This window comes from Moryella indoligenes (assembly GCF_030812885.1).
GTDB classification, from domain to species: Bacteria; Bacillota; Clostridia; order Lachnospirales; family Lachnospiraceae; genus Moryella; species Moryella indoligenes.
The window spans coordinates 79,666-103,740 of record NZ_JAUSTO010000007.1; the positions used below are offsets into that span (position 1 = coordinate 79,666).

At 51.8% G+C, this 24,075-nt stretch carries 27 protein-coding genes; 23 read left to right on the top strand and 4 right to left on the bottom strand.

Going from position 1 to position 24,075, the window contains the following annotated elements:
- Position 1 precedes the first annotated feature (1 nt).
- The 7 genes from J2S20_RS06775 to J2S20_RS06805 all read left to right on the top strand — a co-directional run bounded on the left by J2S20_RS06775 (position 2) and on the right by J2S20_RS06805 (position 6,517).
- Positions 2 to 370: a DUF1667 domain-containing protein gene (locus tag J2S20_RS06775; RefSeq protein WP_307254451.1), complete on the top strand. Its 369-nt coding sequence runs from the start codon at positions 2 to 4 to the stop codon at positions 368 to 370.
- On the top strand, positions 363 to 1,160 hold the full coding sequence (locus J2S20_RS06780) for an HAD-IIA family hydrolase (protein ID WP_307254454.1): 798 nt from the start codon (positions 363 to 365) through the stop codon (positions 1,158 to 1,160). The genes J2S20_RS06775 and J2S20_RS06780 overlap by 8 nt, the downstream gene beginning before the upstream one ends.
- A gap of 263 nt (positions 1,161 to 1,423) precedes the next feature.
- Positions 1,424 to 2,515 carry a TRAP transporter substrate-binding protein DctP gene (gene dctP / locus J2S20_RS06785; RefSeq protein ID WP_307254455.1) on the top strand — a complete coding sequence of 364 codons (1,092 nt, stop codon included), beginning with the start codon at positions 1,424 to 1,426 and terminating at the stop codon, positions 2,513 to 2,515.
- Positions 2,516 to 2,653: 138 nt separating this feature from the next.
- Complete coding sequence (locus J2S20_RS06790; RefSeq protein ID WP_307254458.1) at positions 2,654 to 3,199, top strand: TRAP transporter small permease; 546 nt, start codon at positions 2,654 to 2,656, stop codon at positions 3,197 to 3,199.
- Complete coding sequence (locus J2S20_RS06795; protein ID WP_307254459.1) at positions 3,196 to 4,512, top strand: TRAP transporter large permease; 1,317 nt, start codon at positions 3,196 to 3,198, stop codon at positions 4,510 to 4,512. Before J2S20_RS06790 ends, J2S20_RS06795 begins: the two co-directional genes overlap by 4 nt.
- Before the next feature lie 6 nt (positions 4,513 to 4,518).
- Positions 4,519 to 5,106 carry a YcxB family protein gene (locus J2S20_RS06800; protein WP_307254460.1) on the top strand — a complete coding sequence of 196 codons (588 nt, stop codon included), beginning with the start codon at positions 4,519 to 4,521 and terminating at the stop codon, positions 5,104 to 5,106.
- 100 nt (positions 5,107 to 5,206) lie between these two features.
- The gene (locus tag J2S20_RS06805; RefSeq protein ID WP_307254462.1) at positions 5,207 to 6,517 is read left to right on the top strand and encodes an aspartate aminotransferase type Ic; all 1,311 of its coding nucleotides are present in this window, start codon (positions 5,207 to 5,209) and stop codon (positions 6,515 to 6,517) included.
- Positions 6,518 to 6,631: 114 nt separating this feature from the next.
- Here J2S20_RS06805 and J2S20_RS06810 read toward each other — a convergent pair whose 3' ends face one another.
- The gene (locus J2S20_RS06810; protein ID WP_106612205.1) at positions 6,632 to 7,093 is read right to left on the bottom strand and encodes an RrF2 family transcriptional regulator; all 462 of its coding nucleotides are present in this window, start codon (positions 7,091 to 7,093) and stop codon (positions 6,632 to 6,634) included.
- Between the two features lie 195 nt (positions 7,094 to 7,288).
- Between J2S20_RS06810 and J2S20_RS06815 the strand changes: the two genes are divergently transcribed.
- From J2S20_RS06815 to J2S20_RS06835, 5 genes are all read left to right on the top strand, one after another.
- Positions 7,289 to 8,224, top strand: a complete 936-nt coding sequence (locus J2S20_RS06815) for an SPFH domain-containing protein (protein ID WP_330692781.1) — start codon at positions 7,289 to 7,291, stop codon at positions 8,222 to 8,224.
- 112 nt (positions 8,225 to 8,336) lie between these two features.
- Positions 8,337 to 10,283, top strand: coding sequence for an NAD(+) synthase (locus J2S20_RS06820; protein ID WP_307254466.1), 1,947 nt, complete (start codon positions 8,337 to 8,339; stop codon positions 10,281 to 10,283).
- Positions 10,280 to 11,071, top strand: a complete 792-nt coding sequence (locus J2S20_RS06825) for a TrmH family RNA methyltransferase (RefSeq protein ID WP_307254468.1) — start codon at positions 10,280 to 10,282, stop codon at positions 11,069 to 11,071. Before J2S20_RS06820 ends, J2S20_RS06825 begins: the two co-directional genes overlap by 4 nt.
- Positions 11,072 to 11,083: 12 nt before the next feature.
- Positions 11,084 to 11,377, top strand: a complete 294-nt coding sequence (locus J2S20_RS06830) for a DUF6637 family protein (protein WP_307254470.1) — start codon at positions 11,084 to 11,086, stop codon at positions 11,375 to 11,377.
- A 16-nt stretch (positions 11,378 to 11,393) separates the two neighbouring features.
- Positions 11,394 to 12,374 (top strand): biotin--[acetyl-CoA-carboxylase] ligase, encoded by a 981-nt coding sequence (locus tag J2S20_RS06835; protein ID WP_307254568.1) that lies wholly within the window; start codon positions 11,394 to 11,396, stop codon positions 12,372 to 12,374.
- Positions 12,375 to 12,835: 461 nt separating this feature from the next.
- Here J2S20_RS06835 and J2S20_RS06840 read toward each other — a convergent pair whose 3' ends face one another.
- On the bottom strand, positions 12,836 to 13,489 hold the full coding sequence (locus tag J2S20_RS06840; RefSeq protein ID WP_307254472.1) for a Crp/Fnr family transcriptional regulator: 654 nt from the start codon (positions 13,487 to 13,489) through the stop codon (positions 12,836 to 12,838).
- Between the two features lie 109 nt (positions 13,490 to 13,598).
- Here J2S20_RS06840 and J2S20_RS06845 point away from each other — a divergent pair, with 109 nt between their 5' ends.
- The 10 genes from J2S20_RS06845 to J2S20_RS06890 all read left to right on the top strand — a co-directional run bounded on the left by J2S20_RS06845 (position 13,599) and on the right by J2S20_RS06890 (position 20,079).
- Entirely contained in the window at positions 13,599 to 13,760 is a 162-nt protein-coding gene (locus tag J2S20_RS06845; protein ID WP_307254474.1) for a hypothetical protein, read from the top strand.
- Between the two features lie 127 nt (positions 13,761 to 13,887).
- On the top strand, positions 13,888 to 14,532 hold the full coding sequence (locus J2S20_RS06850) for a cupin domain-containing protein (protein WP_307254475.1): 645 nt from the start codon (positions 13,888 to 13,890) through the stop codon (positions 14,530 to 14,532).
- Between the two features lie 16 nt (positions 14,533 to 14,548).
- Positions 14,549 to 14,752, top strand: coding sequence for a DUF1858 domain-containing protein (locus tag J2S20_RS06855; RefSeq protein WP_307254477.1), 204 nt, complete (start codon positions 14,549 to 14,551; stop codon positions 14,750 to 14,752).
- Between the two features lie 40 nt (positions 14,753 to 14,792).
- The gene (locus J2S20_RS06860) at positions 14,793 to 14,999 is read left to right on the top strand and encodes a hypothetical protein (RefSeq protein WP_307254479.1); all 207 of its coding nucleotides are present in this window, start codon (positions 14,793 to 14,795) and stop codon (positions 14,997 to 14,999) included.
- Positions 15,000 to 15,030: 31 nt separating this feature from the next.
- Positions 15,031 to 15,204 (top strand): hypothetical protein, encoded by a 174-nt coding sequence (locus tag J2S20_RS06865; RefSeq protein WP_307254481.1) that lies wholly within the window; start codon positions 15,031 to 15,033, stop codon positions 15,202 to 15,204.
- 4 nt (positions 15,205 to 15,208) lie between these two features.
- Positions 15,209 to 16,834: a hydroxylamine reductase gene (gene hcp, locus J2S20_RS06870; RefSeq protein ID WP_307254483.1), complete on the top strand. Its 1,626-nt coding sequence runs from the start codon at positions 15,209 to 15,211 to the stop codon at positions 16,832 to 16,834.
- Positions 16,835 to 16,886: 52 nt separating this feature from the next.
- The gene (locus J2S20_RS06875; RefSeq protein ID WP_334307393.1) at positions 16,887 to 17,132 is read left to right on the top strand and encodes an oxygen-binding di-iron domain-containing protein; all 246 of its coding nucleotides are present in this window, start codon (positions 16,887 to 16,889) and stop codon (positions 17,130 to 17,132) included.
- 288 nt (positions 17,133 to 17,420) lie between these two features.
- The gene (gene rpoD / locus J2S20_RS06880; RefSeq protein ID WP_330692783.1) at positions 17,421 to 18,710 is read left to right on the top strand and encodes an RNA polymerase sigma factor RpoD; all 1,290 of its coding nucleotides are present in this window, start codon (positions 17,421 to 17,423) and stop codon (positions 18,708 to 18,710) included.
- A gap of 20 nt (positions 18,711 to 18,730) precedes the next feature.
- Entirely contained in the window at positions 18,731 to 19,393 is a 663-nt protein-coding gene (locus J2S20_RS06885; RefSeq protein WP_307254485.1) for an epoxyqueuosine reductase QueH, read from the top strand.
- A 485-nt stretch (positions 19,394 to 19,878) separates the two neighbouring features.
- Positions 19,879 to 20,079 carry a CsbD family protein gene (locus J2S20_RS06890; RefSeq protein ID WP_019595467.1) on the top strand — a complete coding sequence of 67 codons (201 nt, stop codon included), beginning with the start codon at positions 19,879 to 19,881 and terminating at the stop codon, positions 20,077 to 20,079.
- Between the two features lie 254 nt (positions 20,080 to 20,333).
- On the opposite strand, the gene J2S20_RS06895 is transcribed toward J2S20_RS06890, so the two are convergent.
- Together J2S20_RS06895 and J2S20_RS06900 are read right to left on the bottom strand one after the other, a co-directional pair.
- Positions 20,334 to 21,590, bottom strand: a complete 1,257-nt coding sequence (locus J2S20_RS06895; protein ID WP_416389000.1) for an IS256 family transposase — start codon at positions 21,588 to 21,590, stop codon at positions 20,334 to 20,336.
- Between the two features lie 239 nt (positions 21,591 to 21,829).
- Positions 21,830 to 23,053 (bottom strand): FprA family A-type flavoprotein, encoded by a 1,224-nt coding sequence (locus J2S20_RS06900; RefSeq protein WP_106612192.1) that lies wholly within the window; start codon positions 23,051 to 23,053, stop codon positions 21,830 to 21,832.
- Between the two features lie 199 nt (positions 23,054 to 23,252).
- Between J2S20_RS06900 and J2S20_RS06905 the strand changes: the two genes are divergently transcribed.
- On the top strand, positions 23,253 to 24,074 hold the full coding sequence (locus tag J2S20_RS06905) for an Mrp/NBP35 family ATP-binding protein (RefSeq protein WP_106612191.1): 822 nt from the start codon (positions 23,253 to 23,255) through the stop codon (positions 24,072 to 24,074).
- Position 24,075 lies beyond the last annotated feature (1 nt).

The following is a 24,075-nucleotide window of genomic DNA, read 5'->3' on the forward strand; positions in this document are numbered from 1 at the left end:
CATGGAAAAGAGAGAATTGACCTGTATCAGCTGTCCTATGGGATGTCAGCTGACAGTGGAGCTGGAGAATGGGGCAGTGCAGTCCGTAAGTGGCAACAGCTGTCCGCGCGGAGACATCTACGCGAGAAAAGAGGTAGTGAATCCTACGAGAATTGTCACTTCCACGGTGATCGTGAGGGGGGGAGACAAGCCGCGCATCTCTGTAAAGACAAAGGATGATATTCCGAAGGCAAAAATCTTCGATGTCATGAGGGCGATCAATGCAGTTACAGTGAAAGCACCTGTGGAGCTCGGCGAGGTTGTGCTGCACGATGCCGCGGGGACCGGTGTGGATATCATCGCAACACGCGCGGTACAGGCGAATGATTGACTTTAAGAAAAAAAGGCTGTTTCTTCTGGATATGGATGGGACGATCTATCTGGGAGACAGGCTTTTTGAAGGAACCGCGGAGTTCCTGAAGGTAGTCCGGCGGCAGGGCGGGAAGTATCTCTTTGCCACAAATAACTCCTCCCGCAGTGTGGATGCCTATATTGAGCGGCTTCAGCGGCTGGGAATTGCCTCGGAGAGGGATGATTTTCTGACCTCTGTGGATGCACTGATTATGTTTCTTCGCAATGGCTACGAGAAGAAGCTTATTTATGCGGCCGGTACGAAAACCTTCCGGGAGCAGCTTCAGACAGCAGGCTTTCACATCACGACGGAGTGCACGGAAGCGGTGGAGCTCCTGGTAAATGGCTTTGATACAGAGCTTAGCTTTCAGAAGCTTGAGGATGCCTGCAGGCTTCTGACACGCGGTGTGGAGTGGATTGCAACCAATCCGGATTGGGTCTGCCCGACAGAGTGGGGTTCCGTTCCGGATTGCGGCTCTGTCTCGGAGATGCTCACAAGAGCGACCGGAAGAAGACCTCGCTTTATCGGAAAACCGGAGCCGGATATGGCGTTGCTCTCCATGGAACGCTATGGCTTTACGAAGGCTGAGACTGTTATGGTAGGAGATCGTATCTATACAGATATTGCCTGTGGAATCAATGCAGGGATCGACACAGCCTTTGTTCTTTCGGGAGAGGGAGTTGAGGCAGATATTGAGAAGTATCAGCTTCGGCCGACAGGGATCTACCGCGATATCGGCGAGATTCTGACGCTGATGCAGGAAGATTGACGGAGAGGTAAAAACGTAAGCAGAGTCAGGTGTAAGGGTGCAGAGCACTCTTTGTTCCTGTATATATAATTTTGCGCCAAAATCTTGAAATGTGCATTTATTACAAAGGGGTTCGCAGTTTTTGGAAGAATTAACTGATAATAATTGACAATAAAAGACCTGAGTAATATAATCTTTCTTGTTATTTATTTCAAAATTTCCGAAAACTGTCGGAAATAGAGTCGAACACAACAGCAGGAAATAAAATGTAGGAGGAGAAGTTTATGAAAAAACTGTTGGCATCGATGATGGGTATTGTGATGGGAGCATCTCTCTGTGCGTGCGGCGGAGGAGGCAGCACGGCAACGACCCAGGCTGCAGACAGCAGCGCGGCGGGCGGTGCGGAGACCACGGCTGAGGCAGCGGCTCCGGCAGATGATTATCATCTTGATATCAAGTTTTCAAATGTCTTCCAGCCGACCGAGTGGAACTACAAGGCTTCTGAGAAGCTCGCGCAGGAGATCACTGAGAAGACAGACGGCCATATTACCATAACCTATTACGGTCAGAACGAGCTCGACTGCTATGCGGACTCTGTGAACCAGGCAATCAACGGCGCACAGTGGATGGGACTTGAGGAGCCCTCTCTGTTTGCAGATCATGTCGGTGACTGCGCAGTTCTGGTGGGACCGATGCTCTACAACACCAACGAGGAATACAACGCTGTCATGGATTCCGATATCGTCGCGGATATCAAGGCGCAGCTGGCGGAGCAGAATATCCATGTGCTGGATACACACTATTCCTTCGGTTTCCGTTCTGTCGTTACCAATAAGGACATCAAGACCCCGGCGGATCTGAATGGTGTAAAGCTTCGTGCCACCTCCTCCCCGCTGTTTGCAAAGACGCTTGAGGCGATGGGAGCAACCGCAGTTCCGATGTCCTTTACGGAGTGCCTCTCCGCTATCAGCTCCGGCGTTGTCGAGGGCTTCGAGGGATCTACCTCCACGCTCTCCGGCGCAGGCGCTCCTTACGAGCTGGTCAAGAAGGTCGCGCAGACCAATCACCTCATTGCCACCAGATGGCTCTTCATGCCGGAGGATCTGTATCAGTCCATTCCGGAGGAGTACAGAAAGGTTATTGATGAAGTGGCGCTTGAGTGCGGCATGTGGGAGCAGCAGATGTGCGAGGAAGACGAGCAGACTCAGATCGAGACTCTGAAGGCAGCCGGAGTCACCTGGAACGACGTAGATCTTGAGGCTTTCCAGGAAGCCTGCGCACCGGTTTACGACTGGATCGTCGAGGAGTACGGAGCGAATCCGGAGCTTCACAAGCAGATCACTGATTTCATCGCAGAGCTTCGCGCGAAGAATTAATTACTTCAGACCGGAATCTTTCGGGATGGTTTGGGCATCCCGAAGCATGGAAGACAGGACTGTCCGGAGCACTGTTCCGGGCGGTCCTGCTTCAATCTGTGTATATCGGGGGACGAACCTTATTCTGAGGATGAGCAAATGAAAGAAAAAATTACGATCAATAAAATATTAAAAAATCTGGATGCGATTATTACCGGAGCGACGCTGACTCTCTGCGTCATTCTGGTCAATATCAATGTTATTATGCGTTACTTTCTGAATCACCCCTTGCAGTGGTGCGATGAGATCGTGACGAGTCTCTTTGTCTGGACGGTATTTATCGGAAGTGCCTATGCGCACAGAAAGCACGCCCATCTCGGCGTCGATATTCTGGTAAATATTTTTCCGCATCACATGAAGTCGACGGTGCAGTTTATCATGGATATACTGCAGATTCTGGTGCTTGTCATGCTGACAGGTATCAGTGCACAGTATGTGTATCACCTGGTCTATGTGCGCGGCGTGTACAAGCTTGCCGTCACAGATATGCTCCGGCTGCCGAAGTGGTGGACCGGGATTGCGGTACCGCTGGGCTTTGGTCTCTCCCTGATCTATGCGCTCTATTTCTTTGTAAAGGACAGACTGCATCAGGGCGGAGCAGGAAATAAAATGGAAAATGCCGGAGAAGGAGGTACAAACGGATGACACTCAGCTTTATGCAGCTGCTTCCGATCATATTGGTTTTCTTGCTGTACTTCTTCGGAATGCCTATTGTATATGCACTTTTTGGTTCCACCTTTTTCTTCTTCCTGTTTATAGATCAGTCCACACCTTCCTGGACCATACTCCAGAAGGTGATGAACTCCACGCAATCCTTCTCCATGCTGGCGATTCCTTTCTTCGTCATGTCCGGTTCCGTCATGAATTTCGGCGGTATCAGTGACAAGATGATGGATTTCTGCGAGTGTGTGACGGGACATATGCGGGGCGGTCTCGCACAGGTGAATGTGCTGCTCTCCATGCTGATGGGCGGCTGCTCCGGCTCTGCCAATGCGGACTGCGCTATGCAGTCCAAGATGCTGGTTCCGGAGATGGAGAGAAGGGGTTACTCGAAGGCCTTTTCCGCAGCGATCACAGCGGCTTCCTCCGCTGCGACTCCTGTGATCCCGCCGGGAGTGAATCTCATCATCTTCACTCTGATTGCACAGGCGTCACTGGGACGCACCTTTGCAGCGGGCTACGTGCCGGGCATCCTGATGTCCGTTGCTATGATGATCACAGTCGCGATCATCGCAAAGAAGAGAAACTATCCGACGACGAGAGATAAGTTCCCGCCGCTCACGGAGGTTTTGAAGCAGGCATTTATTTCCTTCTGGGGTCTGTTCTTCCCCTTCGGAATCATCCTCGGAATGCGCTTTGGTCTCTTCACGCCGTCCGAGGGCGGAGCAGTGGCTGTGCTGTACTGCTTCATCATCGGTAAGCTGGTCTACAAGCGGCTGAGCTTCCGGGAGCACCTCATTCCCATCATTCTGGATACGATTGCAGGTACCTCCAGCGTGGTTCTCATCATGGTCTCTGCCAATGTCTTTGGTCAGTACATGACCTGGATCAATCTGCCGAAGATTGTTGCCACCTCCGTGCTGGGGCTTACCTCGAACAAATATGTATTCCTGATGCTCTGTAACGTGGTGCTGCTGATCATGGGCATGTTCCTTGAGGGCGGGGCGGCCATGATGATCATTACCCCGCTGCTGCTTCCGGTGGCATTGAAACTCGGCGTCAATGTGTATCACTTTGGACTCGTGACCATCTGCAATATTATGATCGGAGGGCTCACGCCTCCCTTTGGCTCCATGATGTTCACGACCTGCGGTATCACAGGCTGTAAGATCAGCAATTTTATCAAGGAGGTATGGCCCTTCATTGTAGCGCTCTTCCTTGTGCTGATTCTGATCACCTTCTGCCCGATTCTGGTGACGATCGTTCCGGATCTCATCTACGGACCGGCGGCAATGTAAGAAGCTATGACCAAATATGAGTTTACGATGGAGCACAGTGCCGGAAGCTTTGAGGCGCTCGCACATATGCAGTATGACCTCTTCTGCAGAGTGAACCGTGTTGCGCGCTTCCTTGTCGGCATCGGCGCCGGTCTCATCGGAGTCATGAATATGTCCGTGTGGTGGGGAATGCTGCTGCTTGTCTACGGGGGCTATATGCTCTCGGGGCGGTACAGCAGCGCCAATCACACGGCGAGAAAGCTCTCCCGACAGCTCGAGGAGAGCGGCGCGCCCTATCCCAGGACGCGCTTTCTTTTCCATGAGCAGGCTGTTGAGATCCTCGATCTGAACGATCCTTCCGCGCCGCAGGTGTTTTTGAAGTATGCAGAGGTACAGGCGGTGGGAGAGGATTACCGCTACTTCTATCTGTTCCGTGACCGCTACGGCGGCTACATGCTTCCGAAGGAACAGCTGGGCGAGCGGGAGGAGCACTTTCGCATGGATCTTGCGGAGCGCTGCGGGAGAGGTATACAGAGCAGCTCTGCGCCCGCGCTTCGTCTGCTGCGCTGCTTCCTGACGCGGCGAGAGAAGAAAAAGAGGGACGGCAGTTTGTGAGCCGCACTTGCACAACGCGCCTGATGATGGTAAAATTTTTCGGACAGCAGGAAGTTAATTGTTTAAAGCGTGATAGCGAGCGAAAAGAAAGGAGTTGGGTATGAGACCCTATGCCGAAATGACACGGGAAGAGCTTCAGGACCTCAGAAAAGAGCTGAAGGCACAGTACAGAGAGATGCAGGCGATGGATCTGAATCTGAATATGAGCCGCGGCAAGCCCTGCATGGAGCAGCTTGATCTGTCCATGGGTATGATGGATGTTCTGAATCACGAGTCTGAGCTCAGAAGTGAGGACGGGACCGACTGCCGGAACTACGGTGTCCTCACCGGAATCCCGGAGGCACTGGAACTCATGGGAGATTTTATGGAGGTTCCCTATGATCACATCATCCTCTACGGAAACTCCAGTCTGAATGTGATGTACGACACCATATCCCGCTGCTACACACACGGAGTTATGGGACACACACCATGGTGCAAGCTGGACAAGGTAAAATTCCTCTGCATCGTTCCGGGCTATGACCGTCACTTCGCAATCACGGAGTATTTTGGCATAGAGAATGTTCCGGTCCCCATGCTGGAGACCGGTCCGGATATGGATATCGTCGAGAAGCTTGTTGCAGAGGATGATGCGATCAAGGGCATCTGGTGCGTTCCGAAATATTCCAACCCCACGGGCAACTCCTATTCTGACGAGACGGTGCGCAGGCTTGCGCGCATGAAGCCCGCGGCCAATGATTTCCGCATCTACTGGGATAATGCCTACACGATGCATCATCTCTATGATAAAGATCAGGACAATGTCATTGAGATTCTCGCAGAGTGCAAGAGAGCGGGACAGCCGGATCTGGTCTATAAATTTGCCTCAACCTCAAAGGTCAGCTTCCCGGGCTCCGGAATCGCGGCGCTTGCCTCCTCCTCCAATAATCTGGAGGATATCAAGGCGCAGCTGAAAATCCAGACCATAGGTTATGATAAGCTGAATCAGCTGCGTCATGTGCGCTTTTTCGGTGATATTCACGGCATGGTGGAGCATATGAGAAAGCACGCAGAGATACTCCGGCCAAAGTTTGAGATGGTGGAGGAAATACTGGAGAGAGAGCTCAGCGGACTGGATATCGGGAAGTGGACAAATCCAAAGGGGGGCTACTTCATTTCCTTTGATACGCTGGACGGCTGTGCAAAGCAGGTGGTTTCCCGCTGTGCGAAGGCCGGAGTGGTGATGACACCTGCGGGAGCGACCTGGCCGGGTGGCAGGGATCCGCACGATTCCAATATTCGCATCGCACCTTCCTTCCCGCCGCTGAACGACTTAAAGATCGCGACAGAGCTCTTTGCGCTCTGTGTGAAGCTGGTCAGTGTTGAGAAGTTCTTAAAGAGCAGGGAGATGGAAGAGAAGAGCGCGGGCTGATAGAAAATAAGAAACCGTTCATTCGTTGTCAAAATGAGTTCTGACAGCTGATGAACGGTTCTTTTGTCTTTTGCTGATCCTGTTAAGCTGCGCTCTGCGGTGTGGCTCCGGGGCTCAGCGACTCTGACAGCTGCGCTTCAAGGTGGCGTCCTGCGGCGCAGGTCCGATTGCCTCTTCCTCTCTCAGCAGGTCGGCGAGGGAGATATTGTCGATCACGGCATTGACCGCGTCCTCAATCTTCTGAAAGACGCTGCGGGATACGCAGCTCTCAAAAAGGTCGCAGGGGGTACTGCCCCGTTCCAGACATATCACAGGCGCCATGCTCCCCTCCGTGAGGCGGAGTATATCGCCAACGGAGTATTCCTCTGGCTTTCGGGTCAGCAGATAGCCGCCCTGCGCGCCGCGGATGCTCTTCACAAATCCGGCCTTTGTGAGCACGGAGACGATCTGCTCCAGATATTTTTCGGAGAGCTGCTGGCTCTTTGCCACATCTCCGAGTCTGGTGACGCTCTCCGGTTCTCTGGCAAATTCAAGCATCATCCGCAGCGCATAGCGGCCGCGTGTTGAAATTTTCATTATTTCCTTTCTCCAATCCGGGAGGAGAGTAGCCCCTCCGCAGTCTGAAATTTAATTCCTACTAAATTACCCGGGATTAAGAATAGCAGGAATCCGTCTGTTTGACAAGCTTAAACTATGCTATAATTAATACTCCAATATACGGTCGGAGAGAGGGATTGTCCGTTCTTTTCCGAAAACAGGAAGTATGAAAGGATGAAGGATAATATGCAGTTTTTTCTTTTATTACTGGTTTTGGTTGTAGTGCTCATCAGCTGTATACGTATTGTGCCGCAGGCACAGGCGGTTGTGATTGAGCGCTTAGGAAGGTATCATGCGACCTGGGATGCAGGGATTCATCTGCTCGTTCCAGTGCTTGACCGTCCGGCAAAGCGCGTAAATCTAAAAGAGCAGGTGGCGGACTTTCCGCCGCAGCCGGTGATTACGAAGGATAATGTTACTATGCGCATTGATTCCGTTGTGTTTTTTGTGATTACTGAACCAAAGCTCTACGCCTATGGTGTGGAAAATCCTATCGCTGCGATTGAAAATCTCACCGCAACGACGCTGAGAAATATCATCGGCTCTATGGATCTGGACACGACTCTCACCTCAAGGGAGACCATCAATACAGAGATGCGTTCGCAGCTGGATGTCGCAACAGACCCATGGGGCATTAAGGTGAACCGTGTTGAATTGAAAAATATTCTTCCTCCGGATGCCATTCGCGAGGCTATGGAGAAGCAGATGAAGGCGGAGCGCGAGAAGCGTGAGGTCATTACGCTGGCGCAGGGAAAGAAGGAATCTGCGGTTCTGACTGCGCAGGGAAATAAAGAGGCTGCAATTCTCAATGCAGAGGCAGAGAAGCAGACGGCGATTCTACACGCGGAGGCGGAGAAGGAGAGGCGCATTCAGGAGGCAGAGGGACAGGCGAGAGCCATTCGTGCGTTGAAGGAAGCAGAAGCAGAGGGAATCCGTCTTTTAAGGGAAGCGGGAGCAGATGATGCAGTGATCCGCCTGAGAAGCCTCGAGACGCTCTCCAAAATGGCGGAGGGAGAATCGACAAAGATTATTATTCCTTCGGAAATACAGGGTATGGCGGGATTGCTTGCCGGACTGAAGGAGAGCGTAGACGCTGTGCGGAAGGCATGAGGGAGAGCAGACGCACAAGCAAAAGCAGGGTGAGGAGGCAAAACGCCACCTTCAATCTGTGAGAGCTTCGGCGTCTGAGATAAGCTGGAATAAGCTGAAACGGGAGAAAAATATGAGGGACGGTTTTGTTCGGACAGCGGCAATCACTGCGAAAATTCGTGTCGCCGATCCGCTTTATAATGCGGAGGTTATTATTCAGGAGATCAAGGCGGCACAGAACTCCGGTGCGGAGCTCTGTGTGCTTCCGGAGCTCTGTATCACCGGCTATACCTGTGGGGATCTGTTCCTGCAGCAGTCGCTTCTGGACGCGGCAAAGCTGGCTCTGAAGAAGATCGTAGATGCCAGTGCGGGACAGACTGCGCTCTGCTTTGTCGGTGTACCGTGGGAGGAGGGCGGAAAGCTCTATAACTGTGCGGCGGCAGTGCAGAACGGGAGTCTCCTGGGACTCGTCACCAAGAGCTTTCTTCCAAATTACAGTGAGTTCTACGAGCTGCGCCACTTTACGGCATCCCCGGGGGAGCTCTTATTCACGGAGTTCTTCGGAGAGCGCGTGCCGCTCGGAGCGAATATTCTGTTTCGCTGCAGGGAGCTGCCGTCACTGGTTGTCGCTGCGGAGCTCTGTGAGGATCTCTGGGTTCCGAATCCGCCGTCCACAGAGCACGCGCTGTCGGGCGCTACTGTGATCGTCAACTGCTCGGCCTCCGACGAGCTCGTCGGCAAGGGCAGCTACAGGGAGATGCTGATCAGAGGGCAGTCCGCGCGCCTCGCCTGTGCCTATATCTATGCGAACGCCGGGGAGGGAGAGTCGACGCAGGACCTTGTCTTCGGCGGACACAATCTCATAGCGGAAAATGGATCTCTGCTCGCGGAGAGCAGACGCTTCCGCCCGGAGACTATATTGGCAGATATCGATACGGAGCGCCTGAAGGCAGAGAGGCGGAAGCTGACTACCTTCCACTGTGAGGAGAATTCACGCCATATCTATGTGGATTTTTCCCTTTCGGATCCGGCATGCGAGGAACAGGATAAGCTGCTGCGCTTCATAGATCCTGCGCCCTTTGTTCCGTCGGACGAGGCAGAGAAGGCGCGCCGCTGTGAGGAGATCCTCTCAATTCAGGCGCTTGGTTTAAAGAAGCGTATGGAGCATGTCAGCGGAAGGACAGTGATACTCGGAATCTCGGGCGGACTGGATTCCACGCTCGCGCTTTTGGTCTGCGCCCGCTGCTTCGATCTGCTTGGACTTCCGCGGAGTGGCATCCGCGCGGTGACCATGCCCTGCTTCGGCACGACGGACAGAACCTACCGAAACGCCTGTGAGCTGACAAGGCGGCTCGGCGCCACGCTGGAGGAGGTGCGCATTAACGCTGCGGTGCTTCAGCACTTTGAGGATATCGGACAGGATCCGGAAAAGCACGATGTCACCTATGAGAATGCACAGGCGAGAGAACGCACGCAGGTGCTGATGGATATTGCAAACCGCGAGAATGGTCTGGTTATTGGAACAGGAGATCTGTCTGAGCTTGCGCTCGGCTGGGCGACCTATAACGGAGACCACATGTCCATGTATGCGGTGAATGCTTCTGTTCCGAAGACGCTGGTGCGGCATCTGGTGCACTATTACGCGGAGAGCTGCGGCGAGGCCGCGCTGAGAGATATACTCCTCGATGTGCTGGATACGCCGGTGAGTCCGGAGCTTCTGCCGCCTGAGGGAGGAAAAATCAGCCAGAGGACGGAGGACCTTGTGGGGCCTTATGAACTGCACGACTTCTATCTGTACTATGTGCTGCGCTTTGGATTTCGGCCGGCGAAGATATACAGACTTGCGCGTCAGGCCTTTGCGGAGCAGTATGATGCGGATACGATTATGAAATGGCTCAAAACCTTCTACCGCAGATTTTTTGCGCAGCAATTCAAGCGCTCCTGTCTGCCGGATGGGCCGAAGGTCGGAACAGTGGCGGTTTCGCCGCGCGGAGATCTCAGAATGCCCTCTGATGCAGTGAGCAGGATATGGCTTTGGGAGCTTGAGGAGCTTCAGAGGGAGGAGCAGGCGCACTTATGATCAGTTCAACGTCCAACGCAAAGATACGCAGAGTGCAGGCCTTGAATAAAAAGGCGTCTTTCCGCCGGGAGAGTGGACTTTTTACTGTGGAGGGCGTCCGCATGTTTCTGGAGACCCCCGGGGAGCGCATTGAGGAGCTCTTTGTCAGCGAGCAGTTCTATGAGAGGAGCAGCGGCGCTGTGCGGGAAAAGCTCTCGCGCCTGCCCTTTCAGCTTGTGGCAGATGCCGTGTTTCCGGCGCTGAGTGATACAAGGACGCCGCAGGGGGTGCTTCTTCTGGTAAAGCAGCAACGCTGCTCTCTGGAGGAGCTGATTGAACAGAAAAATGCAAATCTTCTGGTGCTCGAGACGATCCAGGATCCCGGAAATTTCGGAACCATGCTGAGGGCCGGGGAGGGCGCGGGACTCACAGGGATACTTGCGGACAGTCACACGGTGGATCTCTATAATCCGAAGGTGATACGCTCGACGATGGGGAGCATCTTCCGCGTCCCTGTAGTATATACGGAGGATCTGCGAGGCGCCCTTTTGGAGCTGAAGCGCAGGGGAGTGCAGCTCACGGCGGCACATCTTAAGGGGGAGAAGAGCTACGATCATGTCTCTTACTGCGGCCCCAATGCTTTTCTCATCGGCAATGAGGCAGCGGGACTTAAGGAGGAGACCGCAGCGCTCGCAGATCACCTGGTTAAGATTCCCATGCTGGGCAGCGTGGAGTCGCTGAACGCAGCGGTCGCGGCCTCGATTCTGCTCTATGAGCTGGCGCGGCAGAGGAGAGAGGCTTCACTGTGAGAGGACAGAGCAATGGAATATAAAAAGAAAATTCCACGCCGGCTGAATTATCTGCTGGATATTATACATATTGTGATCGGGATCGCAGTGGTGATTCTCTCGGTGATCGCCTTCCTCTCACCGGAGGAGCATCTGGCATTTTTCCCAATGATATTCTTTCTTGCAGCGCTGCTCGCTTTGGTGAACGGCGCTGCGCGGGTGCGCATGCCGGGGCCTGACAGCCGGAGACTTGCCGGACTTGCAGCGCTTGCTGCCGGTGTTTTATTGCTGCTGATTGCTGTGATCAGTGCCATGGTTATGCTGTAAAGGAGGCAGAGGATTGCTGAAGGACGATATTTTGCGTGTGCTGAAGGAGCGCGGCAGCTATTGCTCCGGACAGGAGCTCTGTGAGCGCTTTCAGGTGACGCGCACTGCAGTGTGGAAGGCAGTCGCAAGGCTGAAGGAGGAGGGCTATCACATAGAGGCGAAGCAGAATCGCGGCTATCTGCTCATGGAAACAGAGGACGTGATGAATGAGACAGAGCTTCGCGCGGCGCTGAAGGATATCTCTTTCCTGAGGGAGAGCTGTTTCTTTCCGAGCATCGACTCCACCAATCTTGAGGTGAAGCGGAGAGCGGAGCAGGGGGCTGAGGGACCGCTGCTCATTGTGGCGGATGAACAGACTGCCGGGAGAGGCAGGCGGGGACGCAGCTGGAGCTCACCGCCCGGTAGCGGCATATGGATGTCCCTGCTCCTTCGCCCGGAGATACGCCCGGAGCACGCCTCGATGATTACGCTGGTCTGTGCGCTGGCAGTTGCCGGCGGCATACAGGACGTGACCGGTCTTCAGACAGAGATCAAGTGGCCGAATGATGTTGTGATCGGAGGCCGTAAGATCTGCGGCATACTGACAGAAATGAATACCGATATGGACGAGATCGGCTATGTGATTCCGGGTATCGGCATCAATGTGAACACAGACAGCTTTCCGGAGGAGATCCGTGCGGTGGCCAGCTCGCTGAAGCTGGAGACCGGCAGGACTGTGAGCCGCGTCGCAATCGTTGCCGCAGTGATGCGCCGCTTTGCGGAGTGCTATGCGCTCTTTGCGGAGAGCGAGGATATGCGCGGGCTGAGGGAGCTGTATGAAAGCATGCTGGTGAATCGAAACCGGGAGGTTCTGGTTCTGGATCCGCGCGGGGACTACCGCGGAACGGCGCTCGGCATCACAGAGAGCGGGGAGCTCAGAGTGCGGCTTGAGGACGGAAGTGAAGCGGAGGTGCGGAGCGGAGAAGTCAGCGTCCGAGGGATTTACGGCTACGTATAAAGCCTTTTCGTCGGAATATCAATCATATTGCTTTGCCATGCTGCTGGCATTGCCAGAGTTGGAAAATATCTGAAAAAAGAAGTCTTCTCACTTATAATGTAAGCTGACGGGAGCGAATAATTCCTGAATTCAGGCGGTCAGCCAGCTCACGGGAGACAGCTACCGTCTGGTCTATAACGGACGCGACAGCATAGAGCTCTACTGGAGAGATACCAGCTGGTACAGCGGAAACAAGCTGAAGTTCCACAAGCTCTTCGACTATACAGAGCTCTTGTCTTGCTGATTGAGAAACGAAAAGCGGAATACGAGCAGTACCGACCGCTCAGGGATCAGAAAAAAGATTTCCTCCGTGCAAAGCAGAATGCGGACATGATTTTGAAAAAGCGACAGGAAGAGAGGGAGCTGCAGGTAAAGGAAAAGCAATGGTATTTATGGTGCTATTTTTAGAAAGCATTCTTCTATCAGCTTATTAACCGAAAATGATTCTTCCTGCATTCAATCAGTCCTTCGCGCTGCATGCGTCCAATCTCTTTGGACAGACCGGTTCTCTCCACTTCCAGATAGTCCGCCATCTGCTGACGGTCGAATGGAATGTCAAACGCAGCACTGTGCTTCTGAAGCGAAACAGAGTTCAGGTAGGAGAGGATGCGGTCCCGAATGCTCTTGGGCGACGTATGAAAGCTTCGTCCGGTCAGCATCAGGTTTTTCCGGGTGGAGATGCGCAGCAGATTCCTTGTGATTTTCAGAAGCCATGGTTCATCGCTAATGGCACCATAGATGTGATTGACGGTCAAAAACAGAATGCGGCAATCTTCATTCGCCATGACATCGACTAGCAGGACTTCTCCGCTCAGAAGGGCATAAGTCTCGGCGAAAAACTGTCCCTGTCCTACATGGCTTAAGATGGTGCAGTTTCCCCAGAGGTCATTACTTTCGATCGTAACGCTTCCTGATAACACCAGCCCCATCCGATCGGTCATATCTCCCGCGTGGAGAATGGCCGATCCTTTTTTATACCTTTTTTCCTGTGCCTGAAGATAGTTCAGACAATGTTCGATCTCATTCTCTGTAAGCCCTTTAAAGATCAGACTGTTCTTTATAACGCTGCTGTCCAAAAAAATCCTCCTATTTTCAAAGCGTGGCTAAAACCACATAAATCACACGCAGATCATACTATACTGATGTCAGAAAGACAAGAGAATTCAGCTTCGCGGGAGGTAAATCATGAGCTATACAGAATGGAAAGATAAGACAGCAGATTTTAAGACAGTAGATGTGCGCGGCGTTGCAGGGAACTTCTTCCCCGGACTCAAAAAGCAGGCGATGCAGATCCCGGTTGGCTCCGCAACTGAAAGAAAAACTGCCGGAAATCAGTCCGAAGTTTAAGATGCTGTCTACCCCTATGGGGAAGATTATGCTCGGAAAGGCAGATATCGCGATGATGAGTGAAAAGAGCGGACTGGATGCAGATGAGATCATCTCCGGCATTAAGAAGCTGATCGGAGAATAAGGCATGGAAAGCGGACAGGTATTCGAAATTGTAAAAGAGAGTAAGCCGATTCTGGGCTGCACTGTTTCCGGTGTGCTGATGGATGGGGTTACCTGTTTTTCGCTGGCAGAGCATACGGATATCAGCGCGGAAAGCTATCCGGTACCGGTTCTGCACTACAACCTGATTGGGAACTCTGTGTTGGAGTATAAAACTGCGGAAGGGAAAACAATCAATATCCAAGCCGGGGACTGTATCCTGAAGGCTGCCGGAACAGATATCGGGGTAAAGGCAGATACAGACAGCGTATATCTGGAGATTGCGCTGGGAAAGGAATCAGATATGAATGAAAGCATCAAGGCAGGACAGGTTTTCCAATTGAAGGAGCTTGTGCCTTATCAGGAAGGCAAGATTGTCAACATGGACATTGCTTCCAATGAAACTATGAAGTTTGTTGTGATGGCATTTGACGAAGGAACCGGACTTTCCGAGCATGCGGCTCCGGGCGAGGCAATCGTATTTGCCCTGGATGGAGAAGCGGTAATTGGATATGAAGGGAACGAGTATCCGTTAAAGGCCGGTGAGCAGTTCAAATTCGCTAAAGGCGGCTTGCACAGCGTTAAGGCAAACGAGAGATTCAAGATGGCACTGCTTCTGGTGCTGAAATAAAACGGAGGAAAGAAAGATGAGCGAGAAGAAAATCACAGAAGATATGCTGGTGGGAGATATTGTGAACACGCACCCTGAGGTTGTGGAGACATTATTCAGTGTGGGAATGCACTGCATCGGCTGCCCGGCATCTCAGGCAGAATCACTGGCAGATGCCTGCATGGTTCATGGACTTGACCCCAAGATGGTTACAGATCGTGTCAATGAAGCCATCGCATAAGGGGGACTTTATATGAGCGCATTTTTATCATGTAAACCAAGTGGAGACGAGGGAAGATGATAAAGTCGTGTGGGAGAGGGCGCAGAACCTTCATGCGCAGTACTGGACGGCTGTCGACGGAAATCCGGAAAACTATGACATCCTGACAGGTGAATTCGTTCGCGGTCTTCTGTCAGAGACAAGACTGGTTTATCTGCAGGCAGTACCGGATCAGTTTGAAATCAGGATGACGGGAGGACAGGCGTGATGGATAAGGAACTGATGAGCAGTATCGAATCATGAAGGAAGTCATCAATGAGATCGACCGGAAGACGCTCGAGTTTGAAGCAAAACAGAAGGGAGCAGGTGTTCGGAAAAGTACCACGCTGTTCTGGATGCAATGGAAAAGAAGTATCTGCGGAACCAGACGTAAACTGCAGAATCAGGGAATAAGCTATACAAACAGGAGGTAGAAGTATGTTTTGTTATCAATGTCAGGAAACAGCAGGATGTAAGGGATGTACTGTGTCCGGTGTCTGTGGAAAGAAGCCGGATATCGCTGCGCTGCAGGATCTGCTGATCTATGTTACCAAGGGGCTTTCCGTAGTCACCACAAGGCTTCGTGCGGAAGGCACAGAGGTTGACCATGAGGTGGACTATCTCGTGACCCTCAATCTGTTCGCTACGATCACCAATGCGAACTTTGACGGGGATGCTCTGGAAAAATGCATTCGAGAGACTGTCAGCTGCCGTGACGAGCTGCTCGATAAACTGCAGGGCAAGGAAGAGCTGCCGGATGCGGCACAGTATCAGCCGGGTGACCGCGCAGAGATGCTTGCGAAAGCGGAGACGGTCGGAGTCCTCGCTACGGAAAATGAAGATGTCCGTTCTCTCCGGGAACTGATCACCTATGGCCTGAAAGGCCTTGCTGCCTACACCAAGCACGCCAATGTTCTGGATAAGGTGAATCCGGAAGTGGATGCCTTCACCCAGAGCACTCTGGCAAAGCTGCTGGATGACTCTTTAAGCGTGGACGATCTGATCGCCCTGACGCTGGAGACCGGCAAGAACGGTGTGGCAGGCATGGCTCTGCTGGATGAGGCCAATACCTCCGCGTATGGAAATCCGGAGATCACCTCCGTTGAACTTGGTGTCCGTAAGAACCCCGGCATTCTGATTTCTGGCCATGACCTGAAGGATCTGGAGATGCTGTTAGAGCAGTGCGAGGGAACAGGCGTAGATGTCTATACCCACAGCGAGATGCTGGCCTCCCACTACTATCCGGCATTCAAGAAGTATACCTGTTTTGCCGGAAACTACGGCAATGCCTGGTGGAAGCAGACAGAGGAGTTCGCTTCCTTCCATGGACCGATCCTCATGACCACCAACTGCGTGGTGCCGCGCCTCAAGGGATATGAAGGAAAACTCTTTACTACGGGCGCAACCGGCGTTCCCGGATGTCCTCATATCGATGCGGATGAGAACGGCCATAAAGACTTCTCCGTAATCATCGAGCTTGCAAAGACCTGCGAGGCTCCGGAGGAGCTGGAACAGGGCAGCATTGTCGGCGGCTTTGCGCATGAGCAGGTATTTGCTTTAGCGGACAAGGTTGTAGATGCCGTCAAATCTGGTGCCATCCGTAAGTTCGTGGTTATGGCAGGATGCGATGGCCGTCAGAAGGGCAGGGAGTATTATACGGAGTTTGCTGAAAAGCTCCCGAAGGATGTGGTGATCCTGACTGCTGGCTGCGCAAAGTACAAGTACATCAAGCTGGATCTGGGAGATATCGGCGGCATTCCGCGCGTCCTGGATGCCGGGCAGTGCAACGACTCCTACTCTCTGGCATTGATTGCGCTGGAGCTGAAAGAGGTATTCGGACTGGAGGATATCAACGATCTGCCGCTGGCTTTCAACATTGCCTGGTATGAGCAGAAGGCTGTTATCGTGCTGCTGGCACTCCTCTACCTTGGCGTAAAGAACATCCACCTGGGACCGACACTTCCAGCATTCCTTTCCCCGAATGTGGCAAAGGTGCTGGTGGAGAACTTCGGCATCGGCGGCATTTCCACTGTCGATGAAGATTTGAAGCTGCTAATCGGATAGGGGGAGGATTCACTGGGAAAGAAAATATCACAGCGGTGCCCTGCCGGAGCTGATGCGGGAGATCCCGGATACGCCGATCTACTGCACGAAGAAAAGCGAAGCAGTCATTCGCGGGCATTATCATCAGGACTGGCACTTTGTGAACGTGAAGACCGGTGATACGCTGCCGCTTGGCGAGACCACGCTCACTTTTGTGGAAGCCCCCATGCTGCACCGGCCGGACAGCATGTTCACCTATATGTCCGGGGACAACATCCTGTTCTCCAATGATACAACTGGGCAAACTCTGCATTCTTAGCCACAAGGGACATTGCAAGCTCGAATAACAAGTGCCTCAGCCTCTTACGACCACGCTTGCTGATGTTGTCTCGCCCTTCTTTGACTTAGAGAGCTCTCATCTTGCTATCTTCTCTAAACTGTTATATACTAATATCGCATATCAGTGAAAATAAATTAGCGACAGTTTTAAATATTTTGTCGATTAAATAACCTATGTGAGATTAGCACCGTATGAATATAGCAGATGGGAGTGTTTACTACGAACAGAGCGGAGTTAAAGACGGCGAAAAGCGGAGTTTCAGTAAAAATGGAGCAGAGCGCATCGGCTGAACAGACAGCGGCGGGCAAGAAGCCTGCGGCAGAGCAGAAGAAAAGCAGCAAAAAGGCAGCGGAAAAGAGCGAGAAAAAGAGCAGCGGGGAGAAGAGGCTCATCCAGGCGGAGGAGCTTCTCTCTGGTCTTCAGCAACTTGTGGCACAGGCAAAGAGCAAGGACGCAAAGCTGGATGTCGATGAGATCAATGATTATTTTGCAGATTACAATCTGAGTCCGGAGGAGATAGAGCAGATCTATGCCTATCTTGAAGCCAACAGTATAGAGGTGTTGAACGAGCAGACGGAGGAACCACCGGAGGATCTTGCAAATGCCAAGGAGGATGCGATCCTGGCAGAGGATGATCTTGAGATGGAGGACAATCTGGATGAGGAGTCCTCCGGGGAGAAGATTCCGGACGAGGATATCAACCTGAGCGCAGTCGAGCTCTTAGAGGGAGTGGGAACTGAGGATCCGGTTCGCATGTATCTAAAGGAGATCGGAACGGTGCCGCTGCTCACTGCAGAGGAAGAGCTGGAGCTCGCCAGACGGAAGCAGGAGGGCGACCAGCGCGCCAAGGAGAAGCTCATCGAGGCGAATCTTCGTCTTGTGGTGAGTATCGCGAAGCGCTATACGGGGCGCGGCATGAGTTTTCTGGATCTTGTGCAGGAGGGCAATCTGGGTCTGATCAAGGGCGTTGAAAAATTTGACTACGAGAAGGGCTTTAAGCTCAGTACCTATGCGACCTGGTGGATACGTCAGTCAGTCACGAGAGCGCTCGCGGATCAGGCGAGAACCATACGTGTGCCGGTACACATGGTGGAGACCATTAATAAGATGAGCAAGATGCAGCGGAAGCTTACACTGGAGCTGGGCTATGAACCCAGCGTGGCGGAGCTCGCTTCCGCACTCGAGATGACAGAGGAGAAGGTGATGGAGATCATGCAGATCGCCAGGGAACCAGCCTCTCTTGAGACGCCGATCGGCGAGGAAGACGATTCCAATCTCGGAGATTTTGTTGCGGACAATAACGTCCTGACGCCGGAGGACAATGTGGAGTCGGTTATGCTACGTGAGCATATTGACACACTGCTCGGAGATCTGAAAGAGAGAGAGCGTCAGGTGATTGTGCTGCGTTTTGGTCTTGAGGACGGGCATCCCCGTACTCTTGAGGAGGTCGGGAGAGAGTTTAAGGTGACGCGTGAGCGCATTCGTCAGATCGAGGCGAAGGCGCTGAGGAAGCTGAGAAATCCGGTGCGCTCAAAGCGCATCCGTGATTTCCTGTGAACCCGCTGAGGCAGAGAGCGATGAATCAGAAAAATTATCAGAGAGAGCTGGAACAGCTGATCTGTCAGAATGAGGCTTCGGGAGCTGTCCCGAAGCTTCTTCTGCATGTGTGTTGCGCGCCCTGCTCCTCGTGGTGTCTGGAATACCTGAACCCGCATTTTGATATTACAGTCTACTACTTTAATCCGAATATTGATGAGCCGGAGGAGTATCGCCGTCGCGTCGCAGAGGAGCAGCGTCTCCTGCGGGAGATGCCCCTTCAGCGACCGGTACAATTTCTTGAGGGGGGATACATCCCTGAAGCTTTTCATGAGCTGGTGCGGGGACATGAGAGGGATCCGGAGGGAGGAGAGCGCTGCGGACTGTGTTTTGAGCAGCGTCTTCGGAGCACGGCAGAAGCCGCAGTAAAGGGAGGTTTCGATTATTTTACGACAACGCTTACAATCAGTCCGCTGAAGAGCGCTGCGCGCCTGAACGAGATTGGAGAGCGCGTCGGAAAGGAGCTGGGCGTTGCCTTCCTTCCATCAGATTTCAAGAAGAAAAACGGTTACAGACGCTCCACAGAGCTCTCCAGAGAATACGGCCTTTACCGTCAGGACTACTGCGGCTGTGTCTACTCAAAGCGCGAGGCGGAGCAGAGGAGAGCAGAGAGACAGATAGAAACCACTTCGCGTACGGAATGAGATTCATTACATAAAGAAATTGTCTTAAAATGTTATTCTTCTCAGTACACGACTAACTCTTTTCAGTTGACTTCAGAAGTTATCCATTCCTCGATTTGTAAATAGGAATAGGTTTTACAGCAACAGGTGCAGTTATGAGAAATCGTAACTGTGCTTTTTGCTTTTGTGAAAATTGACTAAGCCTTGATAGGGAGCGAAGAAAACTTAATAAAAGTTCCAAAAGGAGCAATACTTGTATCCAAAGGAGCGAAGAAAGAAAGTTCAAAAAAGAAAATTGGAGAGAAATAGGGAAAGAGGCATCACTCTTTCAAGTACGAGATTAACACAAGAAGACCTCATTGTTAAAGCACTGCTTTGTCAAAACAAGTTACGGCGATTTTGAAGTCATTCTATGTAACGTGTAGTGATAAAAGTTGGATAATAGCGGATTTCTCTTGCAAAGAAATGGTACCCATGTTAGAATAAAAAGAAGGAGGATTCTAATCATGTCAGAAGAAAAACTAAAATCAAAAATTGAGCAAGCATCTGGTGTCCTAAAAGAAGGTACTGGTAAGTTGACAGGTGATAAAGAGCTAGAAGCAAAAGGATTTGTTGAAAAAACAATTGCTAAAGGCAAAGAACTTGCAGACGATGCAAAAGAAGCTGTTGAAGGTGCTGTAGATGCCGTTGAGGAAAAATTAAAATAATTGAGTGTATGTAATTTTTTCTGTAAATTGAGACTGTTTCAAAGTCTGTGTAAACTCAAAAAACTGACGCTTGATGAGTAAATAGATGTGTTGGAATTCGGTGGTTTTCCTGCCTTCATTCCTACCTGCATTGTATTTGCAGGATTTTTGTATGTCAATAGGGGGATCTGAGCGGGGGTTGTACCCCCGGTTCCCCTGCTGGATATTTCAAGGGCCGAAGAAATCCAAAGACCGATTCCTCCGGCCCTGAAATATCAGTAAATATGGCCTTCCAGCCGTTCTTCAAAATAGATTTCCAGCTGTGAATGGATCTGCCCCCAATCCTGACGGTGGCCGGTCCATTTTTTAGTGATATCGATCATTGCCAGGTACAGCATTTTCAGAAGGCTGTCATCCGATGGGAATACAGTCTTGGATTTCGTTACTTTCCGAAGCTGGCGGTTGAACCCTTCGATGGTGTTAGTCGTATAGATCAGACGGCGGACGGCTTCCGGATACTTGAAATACGTGGACAGAACTGGCCATTTCTCCTTCCAGGATTTGTAGATTTTGGGATATTTGACGTTCCATTTCTCGCCGAATTCCTCCAGATTGGCCAGGGCTGTTGTTTCATCCGGAGCGGAGTACACAGCTTTCAGATCTGCCATCCGCTTTTTTAGATCCTTGTAAGACACATATTTCGTTGAATTCCGAATCTGATGAATGATGCACTGCTGGATTTTGGTCTGTGGGAAGACTGCTTTAATAGCCTGCGGAAAACCAGTAAGCCCATCTACGCAGGCAATCAGGATATCCTGGACACCACGGTTTTTCAGGCTGTTCATGATGGAAAGCCAGAACTTTGCGCTCTCGTTTTCTCCGACATACATACCAAGAACGTCCTTTTTTCCGGACATGTCGATGCCGATCACTATGTAAACGGCACGCTTTACGATGCGTCCTTCGCTGCGGACATGATAATGAATGGCATCCAGGAAGACAACAGCGTAGATTCCTTCCAGAGGGCGCTCCTGCCATTCTTTGACGATGGGCAGGATCTTGTCTGTTACCCGGCTGATCGTACTGTCAGAGATCTCGATATCATAGAGCTCACGCATATGGCTCTCGATATCCGAGGTTGTCATCCCTTTGGCGTACATGGAGAGAATTTTTTCCTCCATGTCCTGCGTAACGGTGTTCTGATACCTTTTGACGACCTGCGGCTCGAATTCACCTTTCCGGTCTCTCGGTACCTCAATGTCCATGTCGCCATAGCTGGTGTGCATGGTCTTTGTGGAATGCCCGTTCCGACAGTTGTCTGTATCCTTGTTTTGGTAATCATACTTGGAGTAGCCGAGTTCTTCGTCCATCTCGGCATCCAGCGTTCCCTCGAGGAGAATGGACATCATGTCGCGCATGACGGAATTGATGTCTGTGCCGTTCTTGATGTCCGCGGCGTTCTCCTTGATGCAGCTGCTCATCATTTCACGGAGAGCAGCCTTCTGTGGTGTGTCTAATTTCCTTCGTGCCATAGAAAAACCTCCATACTAAGTAAGTTCATCTTACGCCAGTATGAAGGTTTACACAAACTTTGGGACAGTCCCTCATTATAGTCCAGCCCCCTCTTTAAAGGTCTTGAGGGATTGATAGGTCTGTAAACACAAAGCCGTGCCAGAAAGCACATATATTCTCTGTTAAAGCGGTATCTGATTTTTACAGTAGTTGCGTATTACGAAAGCAGGGATCAAAAAATATCTGAATATTTTGCCCCTCAGTGCATATCTGCTTCGTCAATGGATTTTGCGATCAGCTCGGCGAGCGCCACGAGCTTCTCCCGCTGATCTTCCTTCACGCGGGATTTGATGGAGATAGACTCCTCCAGCAGGCGTATGTTTTTCATGGAAGCAAAGAGCTCGCTCATCTTTTTTCCGGAGACTGGAGCCCAGGAGCCGTTCTCGATGATAGCGACAGTGCGGCTCTGAAGGTTGTGTGCCTTCAGATCAGAGATCAAGTGCTCCATTTCAGGAAAGAGGTCATTGTTGTAGGTCGTGGCGGCGAAGACGAGGTGGCTCGCGCGGAAGGCCTCGGCGACCAGATAGGAGTGATCCGTGACCGAGACATCGTACATCCGGATATTCCTTACTTTTTGCTCACCGAGTGCATTTGCCAGCACCTCGGCGGCATTCTCCGTGCCTCCGTAGACAGAGGAGTAGAAGATGACAGGCTCGTGCCCCTCGGGCTGATAGGTGGCCCACTTCGCGTATTTTTCGATGAGCCACTGAATTTTCTTCGGTACGCGCCAGATGGGACCGTGCAAGGGGCATATCATCTCAATATCAAGACCCGCGGCCTTGTTCAGGAGAGCCTGCACCTGTGCTCCGTATTTTCCGACAACATTTGCGTAGTAGCGCCGCATCTCGGAGAGCTCGAAGCTCTCGAGCTGCATCTGATCCGAGAAGATATTGCCGTTCAGTGCCCCGAAGCTTCCGAAGGCATCTGCGGAGAAAAGAATATGATTCAGCTCATCGTAGCTGACCATGACCTCAGGCCAGTGTACCATGGGAGCCATAATAAAGCGGAAGCTGTGCTTTCCGGTGGAGAGAGTGTCGCCTTCCTTCACCTGTATGACCCGGCCCTGCAGATTGAGATCAAAGAACTGGCGGATCATGGCGTGGGCCTTGGCTGTCGCGACAACCGTGACCTCCGGATGGCGCAGTACTACCTCGGAGAGCGTGGCGCTGTGATCCGGCTCCATGTGATTTATAATGAGGTAGTCGAGGGGACGCCCATTCAGAAGATGCTCGATATTTTCGATGAAGACGGAGGAGATAGATAGATCTGCTGTGTCGATGAGCAGTGTCTTCTCATCCAGAACGAGATAGGAGTTGTAGGACATTCCGGATGGAACCGGGAAACAATTTTCGAATTTGGCGAGTCTTCGGTCGCTGGAACCAAGGTACCAGATGTCGTCGATGATCTTCACTGCCTGATGCATAGAACGCTCCTTTTTCCGGGAAAAGTATTGAAAGCCTGTGTGGATTCGGTACTTTTGTTACTGTAATTATATTATATCACACAAAGCAGAATCGTGTCATACTTCCACAGAAAAGTTCAAGGGGATCGACGCGCTTGCGGAAGGCCTGGGAATGGTGTATTCTTTAACTATAAAATGATTGACATAAGAGGTATTTATTATGGAAGAATCAAAGCAGAACAGTGCACCGCAGGGAATGCGGGAGCCGCCGAAGCCAAATTTTCAGGTGGATCTGAACGGTGAGAGCAGCATAAAGCATGTTATCGGCGTTGTCAGCGGAAAGGGCGGGGTGGGAAAGTCTCTCATGACGAGTCTTCTCGCAGCAAAGACGAGGGCAAAGGGCTTTCAGGTCGGTATTCTGGATGCGGATGTGACAGGTCCTTCCATTCCGAAGTCCTTTGGCGTGAGCCAGGATGGCGTGCACTCCTATCATAATCTCATGGTTCCGGCGATCACCGCGACAGGAATCAAGATCATGAGTTCAAACCTTCTTCTGGATCACGACACAGATCCGGTGATCTGGCGCGGGCCGGTGATCGCGAACGCAGTGAAGCAGTTCTGGTCAGATGTACTGTGGGGAGAGCTTGACTATCTGTTTGTCGATATGCCTCCGGGAACGGGAGATGTTCCGCTGACTGTATTTCAGTCCCTTCCGGTGGAGGGAATCATCATCGTGACAAGTCCGCAGGAGTTGGTCTCCATGATTGTTGAGAAGGCGGTCAATATGGCTGACCAGATGAAGGTTCCGGTGATTGGTCTGATTGAAAACATGAGTTACTATGAGTGTCCGGACTGCGGAAAGCGTCACTCGATCTTCGGTGAGAGCCACATTGACGAGATCGCCGCAGCACATGGGCTGAAGACGCTTGCCAAGATTCCGATTGAGCCGGCGACGGCGAAGACCGTGGATGAGGGCAGCGTTGAGTACCTTGAGGCGCCGTGGATTCGCGCTGCGGTTGATGCCATTACAGGAGAAAAATAAT